Here is a 24,113-nt window from a genome sequence, read left to right on the forward strand (position 1 = left end):
CCCGGGCGGACAGGGTTTCCCCCCTGCCCGCCAGATTTGATGGTGCTCCTGCACCATCGCCTACGGGCCGCCGCTCGACCCAGTTGCTGGCAAATCCGGCGAACACAATTCCCAGCAACAGCAGCCACAGATAGATCCGTGAATTGTCATCGCAGGATGGCTTCTCCACCTGCTCCAGTTTCTGGCCGCTGAACTAATGTGTCGGCACCGCGGCCTATTTGTTTTTTTCAGCGCCGGAAAAAATTGATAATGACACTCAGCACAATGCTCAGAATGATCATCGACACGATGGGGATGTAAACGCGACTGCGCTCTGACTCAATTCGTATGTCTCCGGGCAGGCGCCCAAACCAATTGAACAGCCACGGCGCGTAGTGCATCAGCACACCCACTGCGACCAAGACTGCTCCGGCGACGATCAGCCAGCGCGCCATATCCACTACCCTCCTTACCCTTAAGCACCGCGACCATACGGCACCCCTTAACAGTGTAAAGCCCCGTGGCGCCAAGGTGGGGAAACACGCGATTTGGCAGCAATTTCAATCCACTGATACCATCGAATCGGCTCCCCGACCGAAGCTCACAATAAGGCTAACAACTATGCGCCTCTTTCAAACCCTTCTTCAAAGCCTGGCATTTCTGTCCCTCATGCTCGTTTCATGGCATCTCCAGGCGGCAACGCTGATCCACAACTTCAAGGGCTACCAGACAACCGACAGCGCCCTCGAGAAGTTCAACGCTCTGGTATTCGACCAGGGCAAGGTGCTCGCAGCCGGTGACTACGCAACGCTGAACCGTCGTTACCCTGAGGCAGAGCGAATCGACGCAGGCGGCAAGACACTGCTGCCGGGGCTGATCGATGCACACGGCCATGTGCTCGGCCTGGGCAGGCTGCAGCAACAGCTGGAACTGCGCGATCTGGATTTGCCGCAGACACTGCAGTCCATCAAGCAATTTTCGGAGAAGCTTGAGCCGGACACATGGCTGATCGGCCGCGGCTGGAACCAGGTGCTCTGGCCCGGCAAACAGTTCCCGACCAGCGCGCAGCTCGACGCGCTGGATATCGACCAGCCGATCTGGCTGCGCCGCATCGACGGCCACGCCGGCTGGGCTAACTCTGCCGCACTCAAGCGTGCGGGTATCGATAAAAGCACCCGCTCGCCCGACGGCGGTGAGATCATTCGCGGGAGCGACGGCCAGCCGACCGGCGTACTGATCGACAATGCCATGGCGCTGCTCGAGAAGGCCATCCCGGCGCCGAGTCTCGCGCAGGACAAGGAGTCCCTGAAATCGGCCTTCGACCTCGCCCTGTCACTGGGCCTCACCGGAATACACGATGCCGGTATCGATGCCAGCACCCTGCGCGCCTACCGGGAACTCGCCCGCGAAAAGGCCATTCCGCTGCGCCTGTATCCCATGATCTCGGTCGACAATGACAGTCTCAGCGAACTGCTGCAGGCCGGCCATATCGGCTCGCCGGCAGAGCGACTGTATGTGCGCAGTATCAAGCTGTCCGCCGATGGTGCACTGGGCAGCCGCGGCGCGGCGCTGCTGGAACCCTATCACGACAGGCCCGGCGAAAAGGGACTGCTGCTGTACCCGGAAGCGGAGATACTGTCGCTGCTAAAGCTGGCGACCGATAACGGTTTCCAGGTCAACGTGCACGCGATCGGCGACCGGGCCAATCACATAGTGCTGAACCACCTGGAGACGCTGAACAAAGCCCGGGACCAGAAGGCACTGCGACACCGCGTGGAGCACGCCCAGGTTCTGACGCCGGAAGATATCCCCCGCTTTCCGCGCCTGAATCTGATCGCCTCGATGCAGCCCACCCACGCCACCAGCGACAAGAATATGGCCGGCGACCGCCTGGGCGAGGAGCGCCTCGCCGGTGCCTACGCCTGGCAGACGTTTCTGCAACAGGGCACGCGCATCGCCGGTGGCTCCGATTTCCCGGTGGAGCCGCCCAATCCCCTCTACGGTATTCATGCTGCCGTTACGCGGAGAGATCGTCAGGGTGCACCCGACCAAGGCTGGCGCGCCGACGAGGCCATGACCCTGGAACAGGCGCTGCGCGCCTTCACCCTCGACGCCGCCTATGCGAGCCACCAGGAAAAAGTGATCGGCAGCCTGGAGCCGGGGAAATTCGCGGACTTTATCCTGCTCGATCGCGATATCTTCACCATTGATCCGCAGGAGATCTGGCAGGCGCAGGTAGTGGAAACCTGGGTGGAAGGCGAGAAAGTCTTCGCCCGCTGATGGGGCATTGTAGGAACGGCGGGGCGGCCATCCGCCGTTCCTACAACAACCCTGAGCCATAAAACCCGAACCATAAAAAAAGCCGCACCACGTCAGTGGTGCGGCTTTTTTAGTGGAACGGAAAGACCTTAGTCTTTCACGGCCACGGTGGTGCTCTTCTCACCCGGCACCGGGAAGCCGCGATCGCGCATCAGCGCTTCGATCTTGGCATCGCGGCCGCGGAAGGCGCGGTAGGCCTCCGCCGGATCCACCGCATTGCGCGGTGCAAACAGGTGCTTGACCAGCTTGCCGGCAACCTCCTTGTCGTAGAAGCCGCCCTCGGACTCGGCGAAGGCCTCCGCCGCGTCGGAAGTCAGCACGTCGGCCCACAGGTAACCGTAGTAACCGGTGGCGTAGCCCTCGCCGGAGAAGACATGGCCGAAATGCGGCGTGCGGTGACGCATTACCAGCTCCTTCGGCATGCCCAGTTTGGTCAGGGTCTCGCGCTCGAACTTGTCCGGGTCGATGCCCTCCGGATCGGTGGTGTGCAGTTTCATATCGATCAGCGCGGAGGCCAGGTACTCGGTGGTGGCAAAGCCCTGGTTGAAGGTGGCCGCCTTCTTGATTTTCGCCACCAGCTCCGCCGGGATCGGCTCACCGGTCTTGTAGTGTACGAGGTAGTTGTCGATCACTTCATCGGTGGACAGCCAGCGCTCCAGCAGCTGCGACTGGAACTCGGTGTAGTCGCGCACACCGCCGTTCAGCGTCGGGTAGGACACATTGGAGGCGAGGAAGTGCAGCGCGTGGCCGAACTCGTGGAAGAAGGTCCTCGCATCATCCCAGCTCACCAGTACCGGCTCGCCCGGGGCGCCCTTGATAAAGTTGGAGTTGTTCGAGGCCAGCACAGTCTTCTTGCCGTCGAAGGTGGTGTGATCGCGGTACATGGTCGCCCAGGCGCCGGAGCGCTTGCCGGCGCGCGCGAACGGATCCAGGTACCAGAGGCCGATATGCTCGCCGCTGGTCTTGTCTTTCACTTCCCAGACTTTCACGTCTTCGTGGAAGACCGGCACGCTGCCGGCTTTCACCGGGCTGAAGGTGAAGTTGAACAGCTCGCCGGCAACGAAGAACATCGCCTCGCGCAGCTTATCCAGCTGCAGGTACTGCTTCACTTCGTCGGAGTCCAGGTCGTACTTGGCCTTGCGCACCTTCTCCGCATAGTAGCGGTAGTCCCAGGGCTCGATGGTGATGCCGGCCTTCTCGGCATCCGCCACCGCCTGCATATCCGCGACTTCCTCTTTCACCCGGGCGACGGCGGCGGGCCACACGGCTTCCATCAGGTCCGTGGCATTTTCCGGGGTCTTCGCCATGCGGTCCTGCAAACGCCATTCGGCGTAGTTGTCGAAGCCCAGCAGGCCGACGCGTTCGTCGCGCAGTTTCAGTATCTCGGCGATGATCGCATTGTTGTCGTGCTCGTCGCCGTTATCGCCGCGGCTGTAGTAGTTTTTCCACACCTGCTCACGCAGCTTGCGGTTGTCGGAATAGGTCAGGAAGGGATCCATGGACGAGCGGGTATTGGCGATCGCGTAGTTGCCCTTCTGGCCTTTCTCTTCAGCCAGTGCTGCCGCCGCCGCGACAAAGGATTCCGGCAGGCCGCTCAGCTGGTCGCTGCGCAAGAAGATGTCGTAGCCCTCTTCGTCCGCGAGGATGTTGTTGGCGAACTTGGTGTAGAGCTCGGCCAGGCGCTGATTGATCTCGGCATAGCGCTGCTTGCCTTCACCCTTCAGGGTTGCGCCGTTGATCGCGAACTGATCGTAGGTCAGCTCGACCAGGCGCTTCTGCTCGGCGTTCAGATCAGACGAATCGCGCTGGTCGTAAACCGCCTTCACGCGCTGGAACAGCTTATCGTTCTGCACGATCTTGGACTGGAAGTCGGCCAGCTTCGGCGCCATCTCCTGCTGGATCGCGCGGAATTCCGGCGAAGACATGTTCGCGCTCCAGATGCCGTAGTAGGCAAATACGCGATTCAGGTCACCGCCGCTGCGCTCGAGTTCTTCGATAGTGTTGGCAAAGGTCGGTGCCGCGGGATTGCTGGCGATGGTATCGATCTCGGCCAGGTTCTTGCTCATCGCAGTTTCCAGGGCCGGCTTCAGGTCCTCGACGCGCATCTTGTCGAATGCCGGCACGCCACCGTAGGGCCCGGTCCACTCCGCCAGCAGGATATTGCTGGCAGCGGTGGCGCTGCCGGCTTCTGCCACTGCGACCTGTTGAGCCTGCAGGTTGTCCTGTGCGGCCTGGCTCTGCCCGGCCTCTTTGCTACATCCAGCCGCGGCCGCCAGGGCGGCAGCAACGGAAAGCGCGATCAGTGTCTGACGCATCGGCTATCTCCTCTTAGATACGGTCTTGTAATAGTTTTTAACCGGCCGAGTGTAACCCCAGTTGCCCCGCCACCGCCAATCCCCGCCCCGCCGCCCGTCGCTGGGAACGATGGGCAGAAGGCTTTTCACGACGAGCGCCCTGCCCTGGCCAACCAGGGGTTCGGCGACGAAACCAGCTAGTGGGCGGTGGGCACGCTCATTTGATAACGACTTTTTAAGTGTATTCTTTTATTGGGTAATTATTTGTATGACCGCATTGTGATTACCAGTACAGGGGAGCAAGCGACAGGCCTCTGTGAACAGAGGAAAGAGACTCGGGGGCGCCTGGGCGCTCTCCTGTGTAGAACACCCCGGATCCCGCCGGATTACTGGCGCTGGTCTTCGACGACGGTGCCGGCGCGCCGCAGTTCCTCTTCGTGCTCTTTCTCGCGCCAGGGCTCCTGCAAAGCGTCGGCGATCCACGCCTGTATGGCCGGCAATTCCAGCAGCCGCTCGGCGTACTCCGCGGAGGTATGACTCAGCGGCAGATCGTAGGTCCTGGCCCGGACAGCCACTGGGGCGAAGAAGGCATCTGCCGCGGTGAACTCCCGACCAGCCAGGAATTGGCCCCCGAAACGCTGCAGCCCCTCCTGCCACAGATCGTCAATGCGATCGATCTCCCTGTGCAAGCTCTTGGGAAACTCGGCCAGCTGCACCCTGACACCGCAGTTCATGGTGCAGATATTCCGCAGTACGGAGAAACCCGCATGCATTTCCGCAGCGGCACAGCGCGCCCAGGCGCGGGCCGCCTTATCCTGCGGCCAGACATGCGGATAGCTTTCCGCCAGGTATTCGACAATTGCCAGCGAGTCCCACACGGAGACATCGCCATCGATCAGGCAGGGCACCTGCCCGGTGGGAGAAAAACTGCTGAACTTGTCCCGGCTGCCGCCCTCCTCGAAAGTCACCAGCTGTTCCTCGAAAGGAATCTCCAGCTGGCGCATCAGCACCCAGGGGCGCAGCGACCAGGAGGAATAGTTCTTGTTGGCGATAAATAGCTCGTACATGATTGCCGTCCTTGATTAAGCGTCTATCGATAGGTAAATCTTCCAGGGTTCGAGCGTTGCGGCAGTCAGGAAGATTTCTGCCAACTGGCTGCGAATGCCATAGGTGGGACGCACTCCGCATTCTCCAGGTCGGCACAGTAGTTGCCGACATTGATACCCATCTCCCTGAAGCTGCGCAGCGCCAGCTGGCTGGAAATAGCCGCAGTCAGAATATCGGCGAGAGTATGGTGAAAATAATAGTTTTCCCTGGCCTGATATTTTCTGCCGGTAAAGTAATCCAGTCCGCTGTCATCGCGAAAGGGGCGCCGGTCGAAATACGACTGCGCCAGGTGAGAGGGCTCGCCCTCCTCGTACATATTCAGTACCGGGTGAAGCTCTTCCATCAACAGCCAGCCACCTGGCTTTAAAAGCGAGGCACAGATCTGCATAAAACGGGGAAGGTCCGGCATCCAGTTCAGCACCCCCACGGTAATTACCGCGAAATCGAACGAAGTCCGGTAGTACTCGGGCAGCTGGTAAATATTGTGGCAGGCGAACTCCATTTCCGGACAGCTGGCTGCGCGGGCCAGCTCCCTCGCCTGCTCGATAAAGAGGTACGAGCCATCGATGCCGAGGCAGCGACCCGCGCCTTTTTTCCTGATCGACAGGAGATCCTTGCCGTTGTTGCAGCAGACCTGCACAACGGACTTGCCGTGCAGATCAAAACCGCTGACCAGGGCATCGAAGTCCGCTTCCAGTGCGTTGAAGTCCGGCGCAGCGACCTTCTCAAGCAGGTCGCGGTTGATCTGCCGGTGAATCGGCGCCGCCTCCTCCCAGGAGGCGATGGTGCTCTCGGTATAGAAATCCAGCTCCCGATCCATACTGCCTCCCTAATCTGCCGTTCGCGAGTAGATACCTCTTCGCTCAGCCCGAGCGCCCGGCGCGCAGCCACTCGGCCACGTTGAAGGCCAGTTCCAGCACCTGGTCCGCATTCAGGCGCGGATCGCACTGGGTGCGATAGCAGCTGGCCAGGTCCGCCTCGGAAATCTGCCAGGCGCCGCCCGTGCACTCGGTCACGTGCTGGCCGGTCATCTCCAGGTGAATGCCACCCGGATGACTGCCCTCGGCGCGGTGCACGGCGAAGAAGTCGCGGATCTCACGCAGTATCTTGTCGAAATCGCGCGTCTTGTAGCCGCTGCTGGCCTTGACGGTATTGCCGTGCATCGGGTCGGCGCTCCAGACGACCGTGCGCCCTTCCCGCTGTACCGCCCGCACCAGCGCCGGCAGCTTGTCGCCGAGGGTGTCGGCGCCCATGCGCGTGATCAGGGTCAGACGGCCCGCCTCGTTGTTCGGGTTCAGCTTGTCGATCAGCCGCAGCAGTTCATCCGGCTGCATATTCGGGCCGACTTTTACGCCGATCGGGTTCCAGACGCCGGACAGGAATTCCACGTGGGCGCCATCCAGCTGGCGAGTGCGCTCGCCGATCCACAGCATGTGAGCCGAGCAGTCGTACCACTTGCCGGTCAGGCTGTCGGTGCGGGTCAGGGCCTGCTCGTAATCGAGCAGCAGCGCCTCGTGGGAGGTAAAGAGCACCGTTTCGCGAATCGCCGGCGTGTTTTCCGAGGTGACGCCGCACACGGCCATAAACTCCAGCGCATCCTGCAGCCGCTCCGCCAGCTGGGCGTATTTCTCCCGCTGGGGATTGCTCTCGAGATAACTCAGGTTCCAGCCGTGCACCTGGTGCAGATCCGCCAGGCCGCCCTGGGCGAAGGCGCGCAGCAGGTTCAGCGTGGCCGCCGACTGGTTGTAGGCAGTCAGCATGCGCTGCGGATCCGGCACCCGCGCCTCGGCGGTGAACTCGATGCCATTGATGATATCGCCGCGGTAGCTCGGCAGCTCGACGCCACCAATGGTCTCGGTATCCGCAGAGCGCGGCTTGGCGTACTGCCCGGCCATGCGTGCGACTTTCACCACCGGCAGGTTGCCGGCGAAGGTCAGCACCACCGCCATCTGCAGCAGCACCTTGAAGGTGTCGCGAATGCGATTGGCATTGAAGTCCGCAAAAGACTCGGCACAGTCGCCCCCCTGCAGCAGGAAGGCCTTGCCCTCTGCCACCTGGGCCAGTTGCCGGCGCAGCTCGCGCGCTTCGGCGGCAAATACCAGCGGCGGGTAGCCGGACAGGGCTCCGGTCACCTGCTCCACCTGTTCGGGGGATGCATAGTGCGGCTGTTGCTTCGCGTCGAAATTACGCCAGCTTTGCGGGGTCCAGGCTTGGGCGGGGGATGCGGACACGGGGATATCTACCTCAACTTCCATTTTCGGCTCTTACTTCGCGGGGGAGATACTGCCGGGGCGAACCACTGTTCGCCCCGGGATAAACGTCTGTAGAGAATTTTACAGGACGCTGGCGACGGCCTTACAGAAATACTCCATATTGCCCTTGCTCAGGCCGGCAATACTGATGCGGCTGGAATCGACCATATAGATGGCGTACTCCTTCTGCAGGCGCTGTACCTGCTCAGCGGTAATGCCGAGGAAGGAGAACATGCCTTTCTGGCGCTGGATAAAGCTGAAATCACCGGCGGCGCCGGCGGCGGCCAGGCTCTCTACCAGTCCCGCGCGCAGGCCGTTGATGCGCTCGCGCATCTCGGTCAGTTCGGCTTCCCAATTGGCTTTCAGTCCGGCGTCGGTCAGGATGGACTCGACGATGGCGGCGCCATGCGACGGCGGCATGGAGTAGTTGCCGCGCACGACATTGAGCATCTGGCTCTGGCCCTTGTCCGCCTCGGCACCGGTGTTGTAGATCACCATCGCAAGGCCAACGCGCTCGCGGTAGAGGCCGAAATTCTTCGAGCAGGAGGCTGCCACCAGCATCTCCGGCACCGATGCCGCCATCAGGCGCAGACCGTAGGCGTCGTCATCGAGGCTGTCGCCGAAGCCCTGGTAGGCCATATCGATAAACGGCGTGAAGCCCTGCTTTTGCGCCATCTCCGCCAGCACCTTCCACTGTTCACGGGAGAGATCCGCACCGCAGGGGTTGTGGCAGCAGGCGTGGAACAGAACCAGATCGCCCTCACCAACGTTCTTCAGGGTGTCGACCATCGCGTCGAATTGCAGGCTGCTGGTGGCGCGATCGTAGTAGGGATAGCTCTTGATCTGCAGGCCGGCATTGCCGAGCAGCGGCACGTGGTTGGCCCAGGTAGGGTCGCTGACCCAGATGGTGGCGCCCGCCTTGGCGCGATTGGTGAATTCCGCCAGAACGCGCAGTGCGCCGCAGCCACCGGGCGTCTGTGCCGAGCGCACGCGGCCGGCCAGCAGTGCCGGGTGATCGGCACCCAGAATCAGCTCCTGCATGGCGGCATTGAAACCGGGCGTGCCGGCGGGGCCGATATAGGCCTTGGTTTCCTCGCTCTGCAGCAGGCGCGTCTCCGCCTCCTTGACCGACTGCAGTACCGCGGTGTGGCCGGCCTCATCTTTGTAGACCCCTACCCCCAGGTCGATCTTGTTGGGGTTTTCATCGGCGCGGTAACTGGCCAGCAGGCCCAGAATGGGGTCCGGCGGAAGACTGCTCAGGTGCTCAAACATCGCGAAACTCCTTCAACTATATTCAACCATCAATCCATCAGGCCGCGCTCGGCCCAGGCCTGGGCGCGGTCCATCAGCTTTTCAATAATGCTGTCCAGCTGCCGGCGCTCATCGGTGGAGAGCGACGCCATCAGGTCGTTCTCGTACTGCTGCGCCAGCGGCACTATGCGCGCGTAGACATCGCGGCCCAGCTCCGACAGGTTGAGCACCTGGCGGCGGCGGTCGGCCGGATCTTCGCTGCGCGTGATGTAATCGTTCTTCAGCAGCGACGATACGGCGCGGCTGATGGCCACCTTGTCCATCGCGGTCTGTTCCACCAGCTCCGCAGCAGACAGGTCGGGAAAGCGCCCGAGAATCGCCATTACCCGCCAGGCGGGAATGGTCAGATGAAAGCGCGCACCATAAGCTTGGGCAATGGCATTGCTCACCCGGTTGGACAGCACCGACAGGCGGTAGGGCAAAAACTTTTCCAGGCGCAAATCATCGCGCGCCACGGCCGCTCCCTCGGCGTTCAACTGAGGCGCATTGTTATCAATTGTCATGGCTGTTCACTCACCTGTTTTACTCCGGCATAAGGGCTCGGAGTTGTATCAGGTTACCAATGTAACTAACATTGGTTTCAATTGTAACCACCGCCGTCGGAAATTTTCTCCGAGGAAGGTGCGGGTCATCAGACAAAATCGGTCGCGCATTATACGGCTTTGCGCGCCATTTTTGGTATCGAAAGCCCGTTACCGCGCAAAATATTTGCGCGGCCGATTCGGCAGCAATCGATGACTTTCTGACCGGCAACCGCCGCCGCTTCATGAAGAGCGAGAGAGCCCGATGAAAAACTGGATCAACTTTCCCCGTGTAGAGGGGGAAACCAGCCGGCAGGCCCACGCGGACTTTCCCCCGAACACCTATGAGCGGGAGATGGGCAAGGAGGGCTTCTTCGGCCCCGCCACCCACTTCTATCACCGCCACCCGCCGACCGGCTGGAGCGATTTCGAAGGGCCGCTGCGCCCCCACGCCTTCGACAGCACCAGGATGGCCCACAACAGCAACTGCCCCTGGGACTACAAGCCGATACTGCAGAACAGCGACAGCCTGGTGGCCCTGTGGACCTGCCACGACGCGATGGACCACCTGGTGCGCAATGCCGACGGCGACCAGCTGCTGTTCGTACACAACGGCAGTGGCGATCTCTACTGCGATTTCGGCCACCTGCATATACGCGACGGCGACTACATACTGCTGCCCCGCGGCACCATGTGGCGGCTGGCACCCAATGCCGACGAACCGCTGGAACTGCTGATGGTGGAAGCCACCGGCAGCCACTTTCAGTTGCCGGACAAGGGTCTGGTCGGCCCGCATGCGATTTTCGACCCGGCCATGTTGGATGTGCCGAACATAGACGACAAGTTCCGCGCGCAGCAGAGCGAGGACGCGTGGCAGGTGAAGGTGAAGGCCCGCCAGCAGGTCTCCACCATCACCTTTCCGTTCAATCCGTTGGATGCGGTCGGCTGGAAGGGCGACAATCTGGCAGTGCGGATCAACTGGCGCGACATACGCCCGCTGATGAGCCACCGCTATCACCTGCCGCCGTCGGCGCACACCACTTTCGTGGCGCGCGGCTTCGTGGTCTGCACCTTCGCGCCGCGCCCGATCGAGAGCGACCCCGGGGCCCTGAAAGTGCCCTTCTTCCACAACAACGACGATTTCGATGAACTGATCTTCTATCACCGGGGCGACTTCTTCAGCCGCGACAATATCTACCCGGGCATGCTGACCCTGCACCCGATGGGCTTTACCCACGGGCCGCACCCGAAGGCCTTCGCCGCGGGCGCCAAGCACGCCAAGAAGGAGACCGACGAGGTGGCCGTGATGCTCGACAGCCGCACGCCCTGGGACATACTGCCGGACGCCCATGCGGTGGAGCTGCAGGAATACGTGGACTCGTGGAAAGCAAAATAAATAGTTTCCTGTAGGAGCGGCGGGGCTATGGAGAAAAAGAGGATCGAAAAGGAATGAAACTCGCCTCCCTGAACCGCGGCCGCGACGGCGAACTCATCGTCGTCTCCCGCGATCTGAGCCGCTACTGCGGCGCCGCGGACATAGCGCCGACCCTGCAGGCGGCCCTGGACGCGTGGGAAATCACACAGCCGAAACTGCAGGCCCGCTTCGATGCGCTGCAACAAAACGAAGTCACCAGCTTTTCATTCGATGCCAATGAGTGTCACAGCCCCCTGCCCCGCGCCTTTCACTGGGCCGACGGCAGCGCCTATGTGAACCATGTGGAACTGGTGCGCAAGGCCCGCGGCGCTGAGATGCCGGCTTCCTTCTGGACGGACCCGCTGATGTACCAGGGCGGCTCGGACACCTTCCTCGCGCCCACCCAGGATATCGCCATGGCCAGCACCGACTGGGGTATCGACTTCGAGGCCGAGGTGGCGGTGATCACCGGCGATGTGCCGATGGGCGCCGGTGCGAGCCGGGCCGAAGACAGCATCCGCCTGCTGATGCTGGTCAACGACGTGTCCCTGCGCAACCTGATTCCGGGCGAGCTGGCCAAGGGCTTTGGCTTTTACCAGTCCAAACCCTCGAGCGCCTTCTCGCCGGTCGCCGTAACGCCGGATGAACTGGGCCACCACTGGCGGGACGGCAAGGTCCACCTGCCGCTGCACGCAATGCTGAACGGCGAAAAGATTGGCTCGCCCAACGCGGGCGTTGATATGACATTCAATTTCCCGCAGTTGATCGCCCACGCGGCCAAGAGCCGCCCTCTGGGTGCCGGCACCATTATCGGCTCGGGCACCGTATCCAATGTGGACCGCTCCTCCGGCTCCTGTTGCCTGGCGGAAGTGCGCATGCTGGAGATAATTGCCGACGGCAGGGCAGTCACGCCGTTTATGCAGTACGGCGACCATATTGAGATCGCCATGTTCGATGAAAACGATATGAATATTTTCGGCACCATCAGCCAGCGGGTGGTTGAATACACAAACCCGGATTGATTCAGCAAGTCCCCCTGTAGATACTCTGCTCCGTGGCGCTTGGATTCCGGCCTGCGCCGGAATGACGAAAAAATACCGTAGGAGCGGCCCATGGCCGCGATCAATCTGAGAAATAAACCACCAACGATCGCGGCCATGGGCGGATGGCCGCCCCGCCGCTCCTACATAAAACATAGAAAAAGGAATAAATATGGAACTGCACGGCTACTTCCGCTCTTCCGCCAGCTACCGCGTGCGCATCGGCCTCAACCTGAAAGGCCTGCAGTACGACTACCGCCCGGTCAACCTGCTGAAGAACGAACAGCGCGAAAACGAATACCGCAAGCTGAACCCCCAGGGACTGGTGCCGGCACTGGTCGACGGCGACAAGATCCTGACCCAGTCGCTGGCCATACTGGAGTGGCTCGACGACCAGTACCCGGAACCCGCTTTGCTGCCCAAAGAGCCGCTGGCGCGCGCCAGAGTCCGCGCCCTGGCCTACAACGTCGCCTGCGATATACAGCCGATCCAGAACCTGCGCATTCTCAAATACCTGCAGTCGGAATACGGCATCAGCGACGAAGAAAAAGTGGAGTGGATACGCCATTGGATTCACGAGGGCTTCAGCGCACTGGAACAGCAGCTGGACCCGGCGCCTTTTGCCGCGGGCGACACACCTGGCCTGTTCGAATGCTGCCTGATGCCACAGATCTACAGCGCCGAGCGCTTCGGTATGGATATCGCCGAATACCCGGCCATCCACCGGATCATGCTCGCCTGCAATGAGATTCCGGCATTTGTCGAAGCGCGGCCTGAGAAACAACCGGACAGCACACTGTAGCAATTTTCCCGAACATCGCCATCCCCCTGCTATTGCAGGGGAAAGTGCACCTTGAAAGCCAGTGTGTGCAGCTCAGAGCAGGCAGGCTATTGGGGCTGAGCATTAGTAGACATTTTTAAGAAAATACGAACCTAACCCGCTTCCTAGTGGACTTTGACATTACGCTCATTCCGCGAATCAAAGATCCCAGCCAAGTAGTTTTAGGCAAGTGTCCTGCAGTTTTCGCCATGGCAGATCGCCGCCAAGATCTCTACGCTTTGCGAACACTATCCAGCAACGCAATTCGAACGAGGAATCTGCATGAGTGAGAACATTGCGAATAAAGTTGTAGTTATCACCGGCGCCAGCAGCGGACTGGGTGAGGCGACGGCCCGCCACCTCGCCAGCTTCGGTGCGAAGGTGGTGCTCGGCGCGCGCCGAACCGACAAACTGGAAAAAATCGCGGGCGAAATCCGCGCTGCCGGCGGTCAGGCTGAGTACTTGAAGACCGACGTGACCGTGCCGAGCGAAGTCCAGTCCTTAGTGGACAAGGCGGTCAGCGCCTATGGAAAACTCGACGTCATTGTCAACAATGCCGGTTTGATGGCAATCGCCCCGATGTCCGAGCTTAAGGTGGAAGAATGGGATCGTATGATCGACATCAATATCAAGGGCGTGCTCTACGGCGTAGCAGCGGCGCTGCCGGTCTTCCAGCGGCAGAAGAGCGGCCATTTTATCAATATCTCCTCCGTGGCGGGCATCAAGGTATTCAGCCCGGGCGGCACTGTTTACAGCGGAACCAAGTTCGCCGTCAGGGCGATCAGTGACGGCCTGCGGCATGAAGTCGGTGGCGATATCCGCACGACCACCATCGAACCCGGCGCAGTGGAATCAGAGCTCAAGTACGGCAGCTCACACCGGGAGAGTGCCGAAATGGTTGGCGATTTCTATCAGCTGGCCATCTCATCGGATTCGGTTGCGCGCGCCATAGCGTACGCCATCGAGCAGCCCGCCGATGTAGATATCAATGAAATCGTACTGCGACCGACGGTCCAGGACTTTTAAAGAATCCGCGGAACGCTAAGGACCCACCCAATGGTAGCGGGCGGCCAATCATCCTTCAGGCTGCCCCGGCCCGCCGAAAACCCTGCACAGAGTGATCGGCCAAAGATCAGGTAAGGCACATTCTCATCAATGAGAACGACCAGGCGCAAGCACTTTCAGGTATTCGAGTGCAGGAGAGCCGACATTTGGCGGGTCTATTCACCCCTGTCAGCATTGGCGGTCTCGATCTTTCCAACGGGGTGTTCCATGCTGAAAATAACGTTCGGCCTGATTGTTTATGCAATTTTGACAACCGTACGGTTGGTACCGACCTTTAATGTGGATGAATACCCCGAGCCGATAGATTAAGCCGGGCACAGGCATCACGAGCACGCGGATTCATCAGAGCCGCATTATTCGCAACACGAAGTTTCAGCCATGAGCTCACCAAAACTATTCGAGCCTCTGACAGTCGGCTCACTAACCCTCTCCAATCGCATTGTGATCGCACCGATGTGCCAGTATTCGGCCATCGACGGCTGCATGACCGACTGGCACTTGATCCACCTGGGGCAACTCGCGCTTTCCGGTGCCGGGCTCCTCACCATCGAGGCAACCGCCGTAGTACCGGAAGGCCGCATCAGCTATGGCGATGTCGGCCTGTGGGACGATAGGACCGAAGCGGCGATGGCGCGTACCCTCGAAGCCATCCGGAAGTGGTCGGATATGCCGATCGCCATTCAGCTGGCTCACGCCGGCCGCAAGGCATCCACGGACTTGCCCTGGCTCGGGGGCAGGCAGATTGCGCCCGGCAATCCCAATGGTTGGCAGACGGTGGCACCCTCCCCGGTTCCGTTCCTCGCGGATGAGCAGCCGCCTCTGGCGATGGATCGGCCGGCGATGAGCGCCGTGCGCGACGCATTTGCGGATGCGGCACGCCGATCGGTAAGACTGGGACTCGATGTCGTGCAGATACATGCCGCCCATGGCTATTTGCTGCACGAGTTTCTGTCCCCGTTGTCGAACCGGCGAGATGACGAGTACGGAGGAGGACTGGAAAACCGGATGCGCTTTCCACTGGAAATTTTCGAGGCAGTGCGCGCTGCCGTTCCGGCTACGTTCCCTGTCTCTGTACGGGTTTCCGGCACTGACTGGGTGGAAGGGGGATGGGATCTGGAACAGACTATCGCCTTCGCGCAGGCCCTGGAGCAACGCGGCTGCGCAGCGATCAACGTGTCGAGCGGCGGCTTGCATCCCGCTCAGCAGATACCGGTGGGACCGGGTTACCAGGTACCCTTGGCCCGAGCGGTCAAACGGGCGGTCTCGATGCCCGTCATCGCGGCGGGATTGATCACCGATTACGACCATGCCGAAGCAATCGTAGGCACCGGTGATGCAGACCTGATTGGGCTGGCCCGCGGGATACTGTACAACCCACGCTGGCCCTGGCACGCGGCAGCACATCTGGGCGCCACGGTAAAGGCACCCAAACAGTACCTGCACTCGCAGCCGCGGCAGCTCCGCGACCTTTTCAATGCGTGATCAAGTACCGGGCTTACTGTTTCTGAACTACCTGACCGGCAGGTTGTGATCGGCGATCTCCGGCTAGGTCGCAGATTGCCTGCCGCAGCTGCGCGCCACGAGTCTCGGCATACTGATGCTCATGTACTGCGAGTCACCACGTTAAAAAGTTCAGGGTTCCTCCCGTTCCAAGCGCAGAGCCTCCTTGAATGTCAAAGTGCGGTACGGGAATGGAATCTCGATACCGGCCTCGTTCAGCGCTTTCTTGACGGCGGTTACGACTTCTCCGGTGGACTCGCGCACTGCCAAGGGCGTCGACCCGGTCCACCAGGTAACCTCGATATCGATGCTGCTGTCGCCGAAGCCATGCGGGAAAATCTGTACCGGATCGTCATCGCGCACGGTCTTGCAGGACTCCACGGCCTTTTGAATCACCTCGACCGCAGTGCTCACATCCTCGTGATAGGCCACGCCAGCGATGATGCTGATCCTCCGCTTGACGCGGTCGGTGATGATTTCACAGGGATTCTTGAACAGAAAAAGATTGGGCACCACCACCAGTTCACCGGTCACTTTGCGGATCATGGTATTGCGCACCTCGACCGCCTCTACCCGCCCCATAATGCCCTCGCACTGAATCACGTCCCCCTCTTCAAATGGAAAGTTCCACAGAATCAGAATACCCGCAAAAAAGTTCTCGAAGATATCCCTGGCAGCCAGGCCTATGGCGACCGATAAGAGGCCGACGCCACCCAGCGCCTTGGTTGCCGTCAGCCCCGGGAAAAGTACCATCGCGGCCAACAGCAGACCGAACACCCACACCGCGATGCTCAGCAAGCGGACCAGCAGATCCTGCAGTGATTTGCGCGATGTGGTGCGCCGAAATAGCCGACTGCCAAACCGGCGCACCAGGACCACCGCCACGCAGGTCATGAAAAAAACCATCAGGCTGGCGATGATGTACGGGGTGTGGGCGAGGAAATTGCTCCAGATATTCTGAAACGATTCCGCCACTGTTTCCGCCGCTTCCGATACGGGCTCCGGGGTGATTTCCTTCAGCTTGGAGCTGTCCTTGCCCTCCTGTTGCGCCAGGGCGTGCAGCGGGATAGAGAGTTGATTTATGAGTGATGAGAGAATATCTGTCACTGGGCCTGCTCAGCCTTTTGCCGGAAACAGTCCTGTATATAGCTGAGCGGGGGATACGCGGACTGAGCAGCGGCGACTGCCGGGGGGAAAACGGCATAGCGTTCAACGCTTTCCCTACCCCGACAGAGGATTGGCAAACTTGCCGATCGCGCTTTACGACTGAGGCAACTGCGCCAGCAGAAAATCCCGCATGTTTTCCCCCATCAGCCGGCGAATTTCCACCGCGCTGAAGCCCTGCCTGAGCATCTCCTCGGTCAACACCCCCAGCTCGCCGGCATCAAACGCCACCTCCACACTGCCGTCGTAATCGGAGCCGAGCGCGACATGCTCCACCCCCACCAAGTCGATCGCGTAGCGCAGGGTCTTCACGATGTTTTGCGGGCTGCTGTCACAGACGGCGCCATCCCAGTAGCCGATACCGATCAGGCCGCCGTTGGCGGCGATCTGCTGCATCAGCGCATCGCTGATATTGCGCGGCGAATCGCAGATGCCCCTGAGGCCGGTGTGGGAGACAATCAGCGGGCGCTCGACCAGTCCCAGAACATCGCGCACCACCTGCTCCGATGAATGGGCCACATCGATGATGATCGAGCGCCGGGCCATCTCCTGCACCGCGACGCGCCCGAATTCGCTCAGGCCGGCACCGCTCTCCCCGTGCAGGGAACCGCCGAGCTCGTTGTCGAAGAAGTGCTGCAGCCCCATTACCCGGTAGCCCGCATCATAGAGGCGACCGATATTGCCCGTCTCGCCCTCCAGGGGGTGCGCGCCCTCGATGCCGAGGATGGCCGCCAGTTGCCGGCCGCCCTCCTCCCGCGCTTGCAGCACCCGGCTGAGGTCCGCGGAACTCCGCACTAGCTGAACCTGAGCGGGTACCGCGCGCTGCAGTTCTGCCACGCGCTCGGCGTGATAGAGCGCGCGCTCCAGCAGGCTGTCCCAGGTGCGCAGCGGCCAGGCTTGGGCCACCGCCAGCAGAGTGATGTTGTCGCCGGCCGCGCCGGAATTCCGGTCGTAGTTCTGTCCGCGCGGGGACTTGGTCACCGCAGTAAATATCTGCATGGCGAGGTTGCCGCGGCGGGCCCGGGGCAGGTCCAGATGCCCGTAGTCGGCCTCCTGCTCCAGGTCCCGCGCCCAGAGAAAGCTGTCCGCATGCAGATCGCCAATCAGCAGGGATTTATGCAGCGCGGCAGCCTCGGCCGACAGCGGCGGATATTCGGGACCGGTGCGCTTGTTCATGCTCTGCTCCACAGCGGGCAAGAGCAGCCATTTCCAGCCGGCGAACGAAACAAGGGCCAGAGTGGTCAAAACCGCGAACAGCTTTTTCATTGGGGGTCACCGCAGATAAATAATCATTATTCGTTTGCGCGGATTATCACCCCGCTTTCACCGAATACAATGCCCGTACGAAAAAAGACAAAGGACCATTTGTGACAGCAATCTATCGCCCCACTTTGCTGCTGATGTTTGCAATTCTGCTCAGCGGCTGCGCCGTACTCTCGCCGAGCTTTCAGAAGCCCCAGGTCGAGGTCACGTCACTCGAACCACTGCCGCCGGGTCCGGGCAATGACCTGCGCTTCCGTATCCACTTGCGGGTATTCAACCCCAATGATTCTGAACTGGCCCTGTCCGGCCTCTACTACACCCTGAGTCTGGCCGGTCACAAAGTGATTACCGGGACGTCCAGTAACCTGCCAGTCATAGCGCCCTATGGACAGGACAATATCGCGGTGGATGCGACCGCGAGCCTGGTCGGATCGCTGTTCGCCGCCGCAGAGCTGCTCGGCAGCCGCAGCGACACTGTGCCCTATGAGCTGGAGGCGAAACTGGGGTTGCGCAGGTCAATAGTGCCGTCGATTACGGTGCGCAGGAGTGGTGAGGTGCGGCTGAACTATTAACCCGGCAATCAACATTGCCGGGTTAATGCGGCACAAGGATGTGCCGCCGCTGGTAGAAGACCAGCGCGAGCCCGCGAAGTACCAGCAGATCCACGTATCTGTGCGGGGCGGCCATCCGCCAGTATTTCGCGGGCGACAATTAAACAGGTAGGGACGACCTGTTTAATTGCCAGGTTAACAGTATCGCTAGCGCAACTGCGCAAAGCGATCAGTCGACTGACTGTTCCGGCGCCAGTATCCAGCAGCGCGGATTGTTGCTGTAACCGAGCCGCGGGTAGTAGTCGTTGGCCGCCGGCGCCGCCAGCAGGATCAGCTGGCAGCGGGGGCCCAGTTGCCCTTTGGTCAGGGATTGCAGCCTGCGACCGATGCCGAGCCGCTGGAAATCCCGGTGCACCGCCAGGTCGGACAGGTAGCAGCAGTAATGGAAGTCCGTGACTGAGCGGGCAAGGCCCACCAACTGGTCGCCGCTCCAGGCGGTCACGCTGAGATTGCCGTTCTCGACCATGCCCTGCATGCATTCCATGTCGTCCACGGGGCGGCGTTCGGCGAGCGTGGAATGGCGCAGCAGTTCGACAAACTGCTGCGCGGAGATGGGGTGATTAACGCGGTATTCGATGGCCACTGGCTGAGGATCAGCGCCGCGCGGCGAGAATGCCGCCGGTCATCGCGGCCAGTGAGGACAGTATGCCCAGGCCCACCAGGCTGTAGAGACTGATGGACTGCTGCACCGCCTCGCTCAGTACCTCGCCAAAGGGGAACTGCCAGGCGACGATGGCTGAAGCCGCGACTACCGCCGCGTACTGGACGCGGGTGGCACGACGCTCGGCGCGCCTGGAAGGCGCCGGCAACTGCGCCATCACGCGCTCGCAGAAACCATCGTTATCCAGGTAGGGTTCATTGAACTGCAGCTGCTGGCTGAGCCACCGATCGAATTCGGCATCGCCGAAATCCGGATCCCTGCCCGACAAGGCTGAATCACTCACGGTATTGACCCTGCGGTTCCACTGTTCGAAGTTATCCATTGACTACCTCCTCGCGCCATGCCTGTAGCAGCGTCTGCAACTTGGCCCGCGCGCGATTGACGTGGGATTTTACCGTACCGAGCGGCAACTTCATAATGCTGGCCGCCTCCTCGTGGGAGAAACCACGCTGCATGCACAGGTGCACCGCCTGGCGCTGCGCGTCGCTGAGCGTGCTCATGGCGGAATCCAGGTCCCGCGCCATACCCAGCTGCTGGGCTTCCTCCACACTCTCTTCGGCCTGCGCCCGGTCCACCGCCTCCTGGTCGAACTCCGGCGCACTCTTGCGTTTATAGCTCATAACGAGGTTGTAGGCGATGCGGTACAGCCAGGTGCTGAAGCGCGCATCCCCACGAAATGCCGGCAGTGCCTTGTAGGCCTTGATAAAGGCCTCCTGGGCCATATCGTCGGCCAGGGCCTGGTCGCCATCGCACAGCTGGCGGAGCGAGAATCGCAGCTGTGACTGATAGCGCCGAACCAGCTGGGCGTAAGCCCGCTGGTCCCCGTCTTCGACGACGCGCCGGATCAAATCCTCGTCATTGAGGTCCATAAACCGCTGTCCCCTATCCCCTAATTACTGGGCCGGCTTGTTATCCAGTTTCCAGTTGACAAAGCGGGCGACACCGATAAACAGCGGTATCAGGCCGAGGCTGCCGACTTCGGGGCCGGCGGCGGCGGTGAGCCAGATAAAGATGGCGAGACCCACCGCAATCAGGGTAAAGCCGCGGTCCTTCATATTGCGGGGAGACTCCCCCTCCATCGCATCCAGCAGTTCCGGCGGGATATCGCGGCCCTCGGCTACCATGCGGTTGATGTTGTCCATCAGCAGCTGCTTCTTGCGGTAGCTGTTACGGGTCACCAGCCACACGATCAGTATCGGGGTGCCGAACACCGCCAGGATCGAGATGATAGGTACCAGAAGAGCCGCACCGGCGAACGGAAAATCACTTTCACTGTCATGGCGATAGTGGCCACCAGAAGGATCCAGGTCACCGGAGATGCCGATATTGATGTTCTTCGGCACGCTGTCGAGCGCCTCCTCCACGATCAGCCCCTTCTCGTTGAGGATGCCCTTGTTCTCCAACCGCTCGATGATCCGCCGGCTCAGGGCGCCGCCGAACTCCTCACCGAGGTCCACCTGCACCTCACTGCGGTCGCCGTGTTCATCCCGGGTCCTGATGCGCAGGACACCGTTCTCGTCGCGGGTGATGCGCACCTGCTTCTCGACCTGTTCCGACTGCGGAGCCTCGGGGGCCTGCGGGGCGGCCGGCGGCTTGGGCGGCACCGGCATCTCGGTGGGAGTTTCCTGGGCCCAGCTGCCGGCGACGCTCAGCGCCGCCACCAGGGCAAGCAGCCAGCGGGCGCCGGCCCGCACAGGGTGAATGTTTCTCGCTCTCATTTTGTGCTCTCGACTAGTGCTTTATTCCAATAATGCCGCAAAACGCGACAACTCTCACATAACAGTCAGGCGCCCGCCTGAATAGGGGCTCGGCGAGCCGCCGTGCGCCGGATTCTCTTCGGCGATGCGCACCGGGTAGCGGGCTTCACCGCTGTCCTCCCGGGCCTTGTCCCGACACTCTTCCAGCTTGCGCGAAAAGGCCTCTTCGGTCTTCTGCGTCAGCTGCTGCTGTACTTCCGCCAGCGGCAGTTTCAGCTCGGCCGCGCCGGCCTCCAGTGCGCCCAGCATCATTGCCAGGGCGGCGTAGAATTGTACCTTCTTAAGTGTTCCTGCGGTTACCATGGTCTCCTCCAGGGTGAATTTCCTTGTACAGCCTAAAGACCACCCCAGCGCGGCGTTTGGATGCAGTGCCGCACAAAAATTTGCCATGCGCTCAGCGAACAGCCGGCCGGGCCCAGCCAAAGGCCCGCGGGAGATCGAACTGGACCCCTGCAGGGAAAAGTCGCAATAATCCCCTCGACACCGATGGAATAGCAGAAGATGCCGGAACCCAAAGAGATACTCACCTTCTGGTTCGGCCGGCCGCAACTGGACGCGGCGCCGGACGACAGGCACCGCCAGCGCTGGTTTGCCGGCGGCGAGGACTTCGATCGTAAGATCGACGAATACTTCAGCTCCACTGTGGAGGCGGCCCTGGACGGCGAGCTCGCGTCCTGGCGCCAGTCGCTCGAGGGGGAGATGGCGCTGGTCCTGCTCTGTGACCAGTTCACCCGCAATATCTATCGCTATACCAGCCGCGCCTATGCCGGCGACCCGCTGGCGCTCGAGATTGCGCTGGCAGTCATCGAGCGGGGGGACGACCTGGAAATGGGCCTCTACCAGCGCGCCTTCCTCGGCATGCCGCTGGAACACAGTGAACTGCCGGCAATTCAGCAGCGCTCGGTGGACTACTTCAACCGGCTGCGCATGGACTACCTGAACGGCGCCGAGGGCGCGGCCCAGGCCGAGAACTTCTACCAGTACGCTCTCGCCCACCGCGAGGTGATCGACGAGTTCGGCCGCTACCCGCATCGCAATGCGGCCCTGGGGCGCGAATCGACGCCGGCAGAACAGAAGTGGCTGGATCAGGGAGGGGGCTTCTGATGGATCTGCTCAGCTGGATGTCCCTGGCCGGTATCTGCGCCCTCGGCGCCATGTCCCCCGGTCCGAGCCTGTTGATTGTGCTGCGCAGCGCCGCCTCGGGGCTGCGCCAGGGCCTCGCCTGCGCCCTGGCCCACGGCGCCGCCGTGGCCATCTATGCCGGTATCACCGCCTTCGGCCTGGCGGTGCTGATTACCCGCTCGCCGCTGCTATTCAGCGTACTGCAATGGGCCGGGGCGGCGATGCTGGTGTACCTGGGCTGGAAGGCTCTGCGCGCACCGGCACCCAACGCCGATGCGGCCAGGATTCCGGCGCCGCAGCAATCCGTCGGCCGCTCGGCGATGCAGGGGTTCGGCATCGCCTTCTTCAATCCAAAAATCGCGGTCTTCTTCACCGCCCTGTTCAGCCAGTTTGTCGCCGAACATCAGGCCCTCGCCACCAAACTCGGCATGGCCGCCCTGGCCGCCGGTATCGATGCCGGCTGGTACTGCCTGATAGCGCTCGCCGTCTACGCCGGCCGCAATCGCAGCTGGGTGAGCAGATCGGTCGGCCACCGGATGCAACAGCTGTTTGGCGTGCTGCTGATCGGCCTGGCGGCGCGGCTGGTACTGAGCATTTAGCCCGACCATTTCACATTTCTGCTGCGCAAAAAAAAATGGCCCGCTCTGCGGGCCTTAAACGTCTTACTGCGGGGTCGGAGCTGACTGTCCAATTGGGGGGTAGGAAGACAGTCAACTGCCACACTCATTATGACAGCCCGGGCGACCCCGCGCCGACCTGCCACCGCAACCTCGACTCCATTTGTCGCAACTCCGACTCCGACATTCGCGTTCCACCCCGCCATTGACACTGAACACTTATACAGATACTGTACAAACATACAAGTCTAGTCTCCGTACAGCAATAGAACCTACTGCGAGCGATCTGAGTACGCCATCTGCACCCTACAAGGTGTAGTTATTTAGGCTCAGCTAAACGCCAACACCTTGTAACGCACAGCTGACGCACTCAGATCGCTCTCGCTACGGCCCTATTGCTGCACGGAGACTAGCTATCAAACGCCGCAAAAAATAACCGGAGGCACAACATGGCCGTAGTAGCTGTTTGGAAATGCGATAGAGACGGAGCAATGTTCGACAACAAAAAAGACGCCGAAGAACACGACAAGATGCTGGAACTGGCCGCCAATATCACCGCGCTGATTGAGCGCCATATCGACGGCATTTCCGAGCAGGCCGGAGAAGAGATCGGCCTGCTGCTGGCCAAGCGCCGCGACGACCTGGCCAAAGCCTGCAAAGGCAGGCCGGAAGTGCTGCTGGAAGAGACAGAGGCCGAAGTTCAGCAGGAAGCGGACGACGACCGCGTCACCCCTTTCGCCGCGAACCAGTAATTCTCAAGGTTTAGTTTTTCAGGTTTCCATCCCTGTACTTGCCGCCCGGCTCTGCGCCGGGCTTTTTTTTGCACTGTCCTTGTAGGAGCGGCCGCTCCAGGAATTCACGGCGCCTTCGGCCCTACGATTAAATCAATGCGAAACCTATATCGATGACAGCCAGTATCAGAATCACCGTCCAGCTGATTGCCGTACCCCAGAAGCGCCCCGGATGATAGCCGCCCTTCGCCACAGTAAGACCAATGGCATGCATCAAACGCCCCAGCAGAAACAAACCGCCGAGAATATACAGCCACAACGCGGCGAGGCCGCCGAGCTCCGCAATCACCATCAAAATTAACGCGATCGGAATATTCTCGACGGCATTGGCATGCACCCGCACCCGCACCTCGTTTTCCCGCCGCTCTCCACTGCCGAGCCCGATTTTTTCGGTGCGGCGAAACTGCACCACCCGAAACGCCAGCACAATGATCAGGATCGCGTATAGGCCCGCGTAGAGCGCCGTTACATTAGTCATCTATTTGTCTCCTGCCAGTAACATCAT

Annotated in this window: 25 protein-coding genes; 10 read left to right on the forward strand and 15 right to left on the reverse strand. The window is 61.1% G+C overall.

Annotated features, from left to right (window positions below; genetic code table 11):
• Positions 1–227: 227 nt before the first annotated feature.
• A complete protein-coding gene (locus RRF64_RS04360; RefSeq protein ID WP_323844600.1) occupies positions 228–434 on the reverse strand; it encodes a DUF2905 domain-containing protein in 207 nt (68 codons plus the stop codon).
• A 214-nt stretch (positions 435–648) separates the two neighbouring features.
• On the opposite strand from RRF64_RS04360, the gene RRF64_RS04365 reads away from it, so the two are divergent.
• Entirely contained in the window at positions 649–2,259 is a 1,611-nt protein-coding gene (locus tag RRF64_RS04365) for an amidohydrolase (protein WP_323844601.1), read from the forward strand.
• 128 nt (positions 2,260–2,387) lie between these two features.
• Here RRF64_RS04365 and RRF64_RS04370 read toward each other — a convergent pair whose 3' ends face one another.
• From RRF64_RS04370 to RRF64_RS04395, 6 genes are all read right to left on the reverse strand, one after another.
• Complete coding sequence (locus RRF64_RS04370; protein WP_323844602.1) at positions 2,388–4,613, reverse strand: M3 family metallopeptidase; 2,226 nt, start codon at positions 4,611–4,613, stop codon at positions 2,388–2,390.
• A 365-nt stretch (positions 4,614–4,978) separates the two neighbouring features.
• Positions 4,979–5,659 (reverse strand): glutathione S-transferase family protein, encoded by a 681-nt coding sequence (locus RRF64_RS04375; RefSeq protein ID WP_323844603.1) that lies wholly within the window; start codon positions 5,657–5,659, stop codon positions 4,979–4,981.
• Positions 5,660–5,724: 65 nt separating this feature from the next.
• Entirely contained in the window at positions 5,725–6,519 is a 795-nt protein-coding gene (locus RRF64_RS04380) for a class I SAM-dependent methyltransferase (protein ID WP_323844604.1), read from the reverse strand.
• 43 nt (positions 6,520–6,562) lie between these two features.
• Positions 6,563–7,954, reverse strand: coding sequence for a class II 3-deoxy-7-phosphoheptulonate synthase (locus tag RRF64_RS04385; RefSeq protein WP_323844605.1), 1,392 nt, complete (start codon positions 7,952–7,954; stop codon positions 6,563–6,565).
• Positions 7,955–8,032: 78 nt separating this feature from the next.
• Positions 8,033–9,223: an amino acid aminotransferase gene (locus RRF64_RS04390; RefSeq protein ID WP_323844606.1), complete on the reverse strand. Its 1,191-nt coding sequence runs from the start codon at positions 9,221–9,223 to the stop codon at positions 8,033–8,035.
• 29 nt (positions 9,224–9,252) lie between these two features.
• Positions 9,253–9,765, reverse strand: coding sequence for a MarR family winged helix-turn-helix transcriptional regulator (locus RRF64_RS04395; protein ID WP_323844607.1), 513 nt, complete (start codon positions 9,763–9,765; stop codon positions 9,253–9,255).
• A 283-nt stretch (positions 9,766–10,048) separates the two neighbouring features.
• Between RRF64_RS04395 and RRF64_RS04400 the strand changes: the two genes are divergently transcribed.
• The 5 genes from RRF64_RS04400 (at position 10,049) to RRF64_RS04420 (ending at position 15,604) form a co-directional block, all read left to right on the forward strand.
• Positions 10,049–11,179 carry a homogentisate 1,2-dioxygenase gene (locus RRF64_RS04400; RefSeq protein WP_323844608.1) on the forward strand — a complete coding sequence of 377 codons (1,131 nt, stop codon included), beginning with the start codon at positions 10,049–10,051 and terminating at the stop codon, positions 11,177–11,179.
• Positions 11,180–11,232: 53 nt separating this feature from the next.
• The gene (locus RRF64_RS04405) at positions 11,233–12,219 is read left to right on the forward strand and encodes a fumarylacetoacetate hydrolase family protein (protein WP_323844609.1); all 987 of its coding nucleotides are present in this window, start codon (positions 11,233–11,235) and stop codon (positions 12,217–12,219) included.
• A 190-nt stretch (positions 12,220–12,409) separates the two neighbouring features.
• Entirely contained in the window at positions 12,410–13,039 is a 630-nt protein-coding gene (gene maiA, locus RRF64_RS04410; RefSeq protein WP_323844610.1) for a maleylacetoacetate isomerase, read from the forward strand.
• A gap of 300 nt (positions 13,040–13,339) precedes the next feature.
• Positions 13,340–14,083, forward strand: coding sequence for an SDR family oxidoreductase (locus RRF64_RS04415; protein ID WP_323844611.1), 744 nt, complete (start codon positions 13,340–13,342; stop codon positions 14,081–14,083).
• 417 nt (positions 14,084–14,500) lie between these two features.
• A complete protein-coding gene (locus RRF64_RS04420) occupies positions 14,501–15,604 on the forward strand; it encodes an NADH:flavin oxidoreductase/NADH oxidase (RefSeq protein ID WP_323844612.1) in 1,104 nt (367 codons plus the stop codon).
• A gap of 150 nt (positions 15,605–15,754) precedes the next feature.
• Here the strand turns inward: RRF64_RS04420 and RRF64_RS04425 are convergent, their stop codons facing one another.
• Positions 15,755–16,729, reverse strand: a complete 975-nt coding sequence (locus tag RRF64_RS04425; protein ID WP_323844613.1) for a mechanosensitive ion channel family protein — start codon at positions 16,727–16,729, stop codon at positions 15,755–15,757.
• A 153-nt stretch (positions 16,730–16,882) separates the two neighbouring features.
• Complete coding sequence (locus tag RRF64_RS04430) at positions 16,883–18,052, reverse strand: dipeptidase (protein ID WP_323844614.1); 1,170 nt, start codon at positions 18,050–18,052, stop codon at positions 16,883–16,885.
• A 101-nt stretch (positions 18,053–18,153) separates the two neighbouring features.
• Here RRF64_RS04430 and RRF64_RS04435 point away from each other — a divergent pair, with 101 nt between their 5' ends.
• Positions 18,154–18,621, forward strand: a complete 468-nt coding sequence (locus RRF64_RS04435) for an LEA/WHy family protein (protein WP_323844615.1) — start codon at positions 18,154–18,156, stop codon at positions 18,619–18,621.
• 208 nt (positions 18,622–18,829) lie between these two features.
• On the opposite strand, the gene RRF64_RS04440 is transcribed toward RRF64_RS04435, so the two are convergent.
• The 5 genes from RRF64_RS04440 to RRF64_RS04460 are packed head-to-tail and all read right to left on the reverse strand — an operon-like array spanning position 18,830 to position 21,381.
• Complete coding sequence (locus RRF64_RS04440) at positions 18,830–19,243, reverse strand: GNAT family N-acetyltransferase (RefSeq protein WP_323844616.1); 414 nt, start codon at positions 19,241–19,243, stop codon at positions 18,830–18,832.
• A 10-nt stretch (positions 19,244–19,253) separates the two neighbouring features.
• Positions 19,254–19,643, reverse strand: coding sequence for a hypothetical protein (locus tag RRF64_RS04445; protein WP_323844617.1), 390 nt, complete (start codon positions 19,641–19,643; stop codon positions 19,254–19,256).
• The gene (locus RRF64_RS04450; protein ID WP_323844618.1) at positions 19,636–20,190 is read right to left on the reverse strand and encodes an RNA polymerase sigma factor; all 555 of its coding nucleotides are present in this window, start codon (positions 20,188–20,190) and stop codon (positions 19,636–19,638) included. Before RRF64_RS04450 ends, RRF64_RS04445 begins: the two co-directional genes overlap by 8 nt.
• A 24-nt stretch (positions 20,191–20,214) precedes the next feature.
• A complete protein-coding gene (locus tag RRF64_RS04455; RefSeq protein WP_323844619.1) occupies positions 20,215–21,039 on the reverse strand; it encodes a DUF6249 domain-containing protein in 825 nt (274 codons plus the stop codon).
• A gap of 54 nt (positions 21,040–21,093) precedes the next feature.
• Entirely contained in the window at positions 21,094–21,381 is a 288-nt protein-coding gene (locus tag RRF64_RS04460; RefSeq protein WP_323844620.1) for a hypothetical protein, read from the reverse strand.
• A 198-nt stretch (positions 21,382–21,579) separates the two neighbouring features.
• Here RRF64_RS04460 and RRF64_RS04465 point away from each other — a divergent pair, with 198 nt between their 5' ends.
• From RRF64_RS04465 to RRF64_RS04475, 3 genes are all read left to right on the forward strand, one after another.
• Positions 21,580–22,182, forward strand: coding sequence for a DUF924 family protein (locus RRF64_RS04465; RefSeq protein ID WP_323844621.1), 603 nt, complete (start codon positions 21,580–21,582; stop codon positions 22,180–22,182).
• Complete coding sequence (locus RRF64_RS04470) at positions 22,182–22,799, forward strand: LysE family translocator (RefSeq protein WP_323844622.1); 618 nt, start codon at positions 22,182–22,184, stop codon at positions 22,797–22,799. The genes RRF64_RS04465 and RRF64_RS04470 overlap by 1 nt, the downstream gene beginning before the upstream one ends.
• Before the next feature lie 467 nt (positions 22,800–23,266).
• Entirely contained in the window at positions 23,267–23,569 is a 303-nt protein-coding gene (locus tag RRF64_RS04475) for a YebG family protein (protein ID WP_323844623.1), read from the forward strand.
• A gap of 127 nt (positions 23,570–23,696) precedes the next feature.
• On the opposite strand, the gene RRF64_RS04480 is transcribed toward RRF64_RS04475, so the two are convergent.
• A complete protein-coding gene (locus RRF64_RS04480) occupies positions 23,697–24,086 on the reverse strand; it encodes an MAPEG family protein (protein ID WP_323844624.1) in 390 nt (129 codons plus the stop codon).
• Between the last annotated feature and the right edge of the window lie 27 nt (positions 24,087–24,113).

This window comes from Microbulbifer magnicolonia, assembly GCF_035117725.1.
Taxonomy (GTDB): domain Bacteria; phylum Pseudomonadota; class Gammaproteobacteria; order Pseudomonadales; family Cellvibrionaceae; genus Microbulbifer; species Microbulbifer magnicolonia.

Coding starts and splice junctions, on each gene's coding strand:
- RRF64_RS04360 (WP_323844600.1), bottom strand. CDS start 434: ATGGCGCGCTGGCTGATCGTCGCCGGAGCAGTCTTGGTCGCAGTGGGT.
- RRF64_RS04365 (WP_323844601.1), top strand. CDS start 649: ATGCTCGTTTCATGGCATCTCCAGGCGGCAACGCTGATCCACAACTTC.
- RRF64_RS04370 (WP_323844602.1), bottom strand. CDS start 4,613: ATGCGTCAGACACTGATCGCGCTTTCCGTTGCTGCCGCCCTGGCGGCC.
- RRF64_RS04375 (WP_323844603.1), bottom strand. CDS start 5,659: ATGTACGAGCTATTTATCGCCAACAAGAACTATTCCTCCTGGTCGCTG.
- RRF64_RS04380 (WP_323844604.1), bottom strand. CDS start 6,519: ATGGATCGGGAGCTGGATTTCTATACCGAGAGCACCATCGCCTCCTGG.
- RRF64_RS04385 (WP_323844605.1), bottom strand. CDS start 7,954: ATGGAAGTTGAGGTAGATATCCCCGTGTCCGCATCCCCCGCCCAAGCC.
- RRF64_RS04390 (WP_323844606.1), bottom strand. CDS start 9,223: ATGTTTGAGCACCTGAGCAGTCTTCCGCCGGACCCCATTCTGGGCCTG.
- RRF64_RS04395 (WP_323844607.1), bottom strand. CDS start 9,765: ATGACAATTGATAACAATGCGCCTCAGTTGAACGCCGAGGGAGCGGCC.
- RRF64_RS04400 (WP_323844608.1), top strand. CDS start 10,049: ATGAAAAACTGGATCAACTTTCCCCGTGTAGAGGGGGAAACCAGCCGG.
- RRF64_RS04405 (WP_323844609.1), top strand. CDS start 11,233: ATGAAACTCGCCTCCCTGAACCGCGGCCGCGACGGCGAACTCATCGTC.
- maiA (WP_323844610.1), top strand. CDS start 12,410: ATGGAACTGCACGGCTACTTCCGCTCTTCCGCCAGCTACCGCGTGCGC.
- RRF64_RS04415 (WP_323844611.1), top strand. CDS start 13,340: ATGAGTGAGAACATTGCGAATAAAGTTGTAGTTATCACCGGCGCCAGC.
- RRF64_RS04420 (WP_323844612.1), top strand. CDS start 14,501: ATGAGCTCACCAAAACTATTCGAGCCTCTGACAGTCGGCTCACTAACC.
- RRF64_RS04430 (WP_323844614.1), bottom strand. CDS start 18,052: ATGAAAAAGCTGTTCGCGGTTTTGACCACTCTGGCCCTTGTTTCGTTC.
- RRF64_RS04445 (WP_323844617.1), bottom strand. CDS start 19,643: ATGGATAACTTCGAACAGTGGAACCGCAGGGTCAATACCGTGAGTGAT.
- RRF64_RS04450 (WP_323844618.1), bottom strand. CDS start 20,190: ATGGACCTCAATGACGAGGATTTGATCCGGCGCGTCGTCGAAGACGGG.
- RRF64_RS04455 (WP_323844619.1), bottom strand. CDS start 21,039: ATGAGAGCGAGAAACATTCACCCTGTGCGGGCCGGCGCCCGCTGGCTG.
- RRF64_RS04460 (WP_323844620.1), bottom strand. CDS start 21,381: ATGGTAACCGCAGGAACACTTAAGAAGGTACAATTCTACGCCGCCCTG.
- RRF64_RS04465 (WP_323844621.1), top strand. CDS start 21,580: ATGCCGGAACCCAAAGAGATACTCACCTTCTGGTTCGGCCGGCCGCAA.
- RRF64_RS04470 (WP_323844622.1), top strand. CDS start 22,182: ATGGATCTGCTCAGCTGGATGTCCCTGGCCGGTATCTGCGCCCTCGGC.
- RRF64_RS04475 (WP_323844623.1), top strand. CDS start 23,267: ATGGCCGTAGTAGCTGTTTGGAAATGCGATAGAGACGGAGCAATGTTC.
- RRF64_RS04480 (WP_323844624.1), bottom strand. CDS start 24,086: ATGACTAATGTAACGGCGCTCTACGCGGGCCTATACGCGATCCTGATC.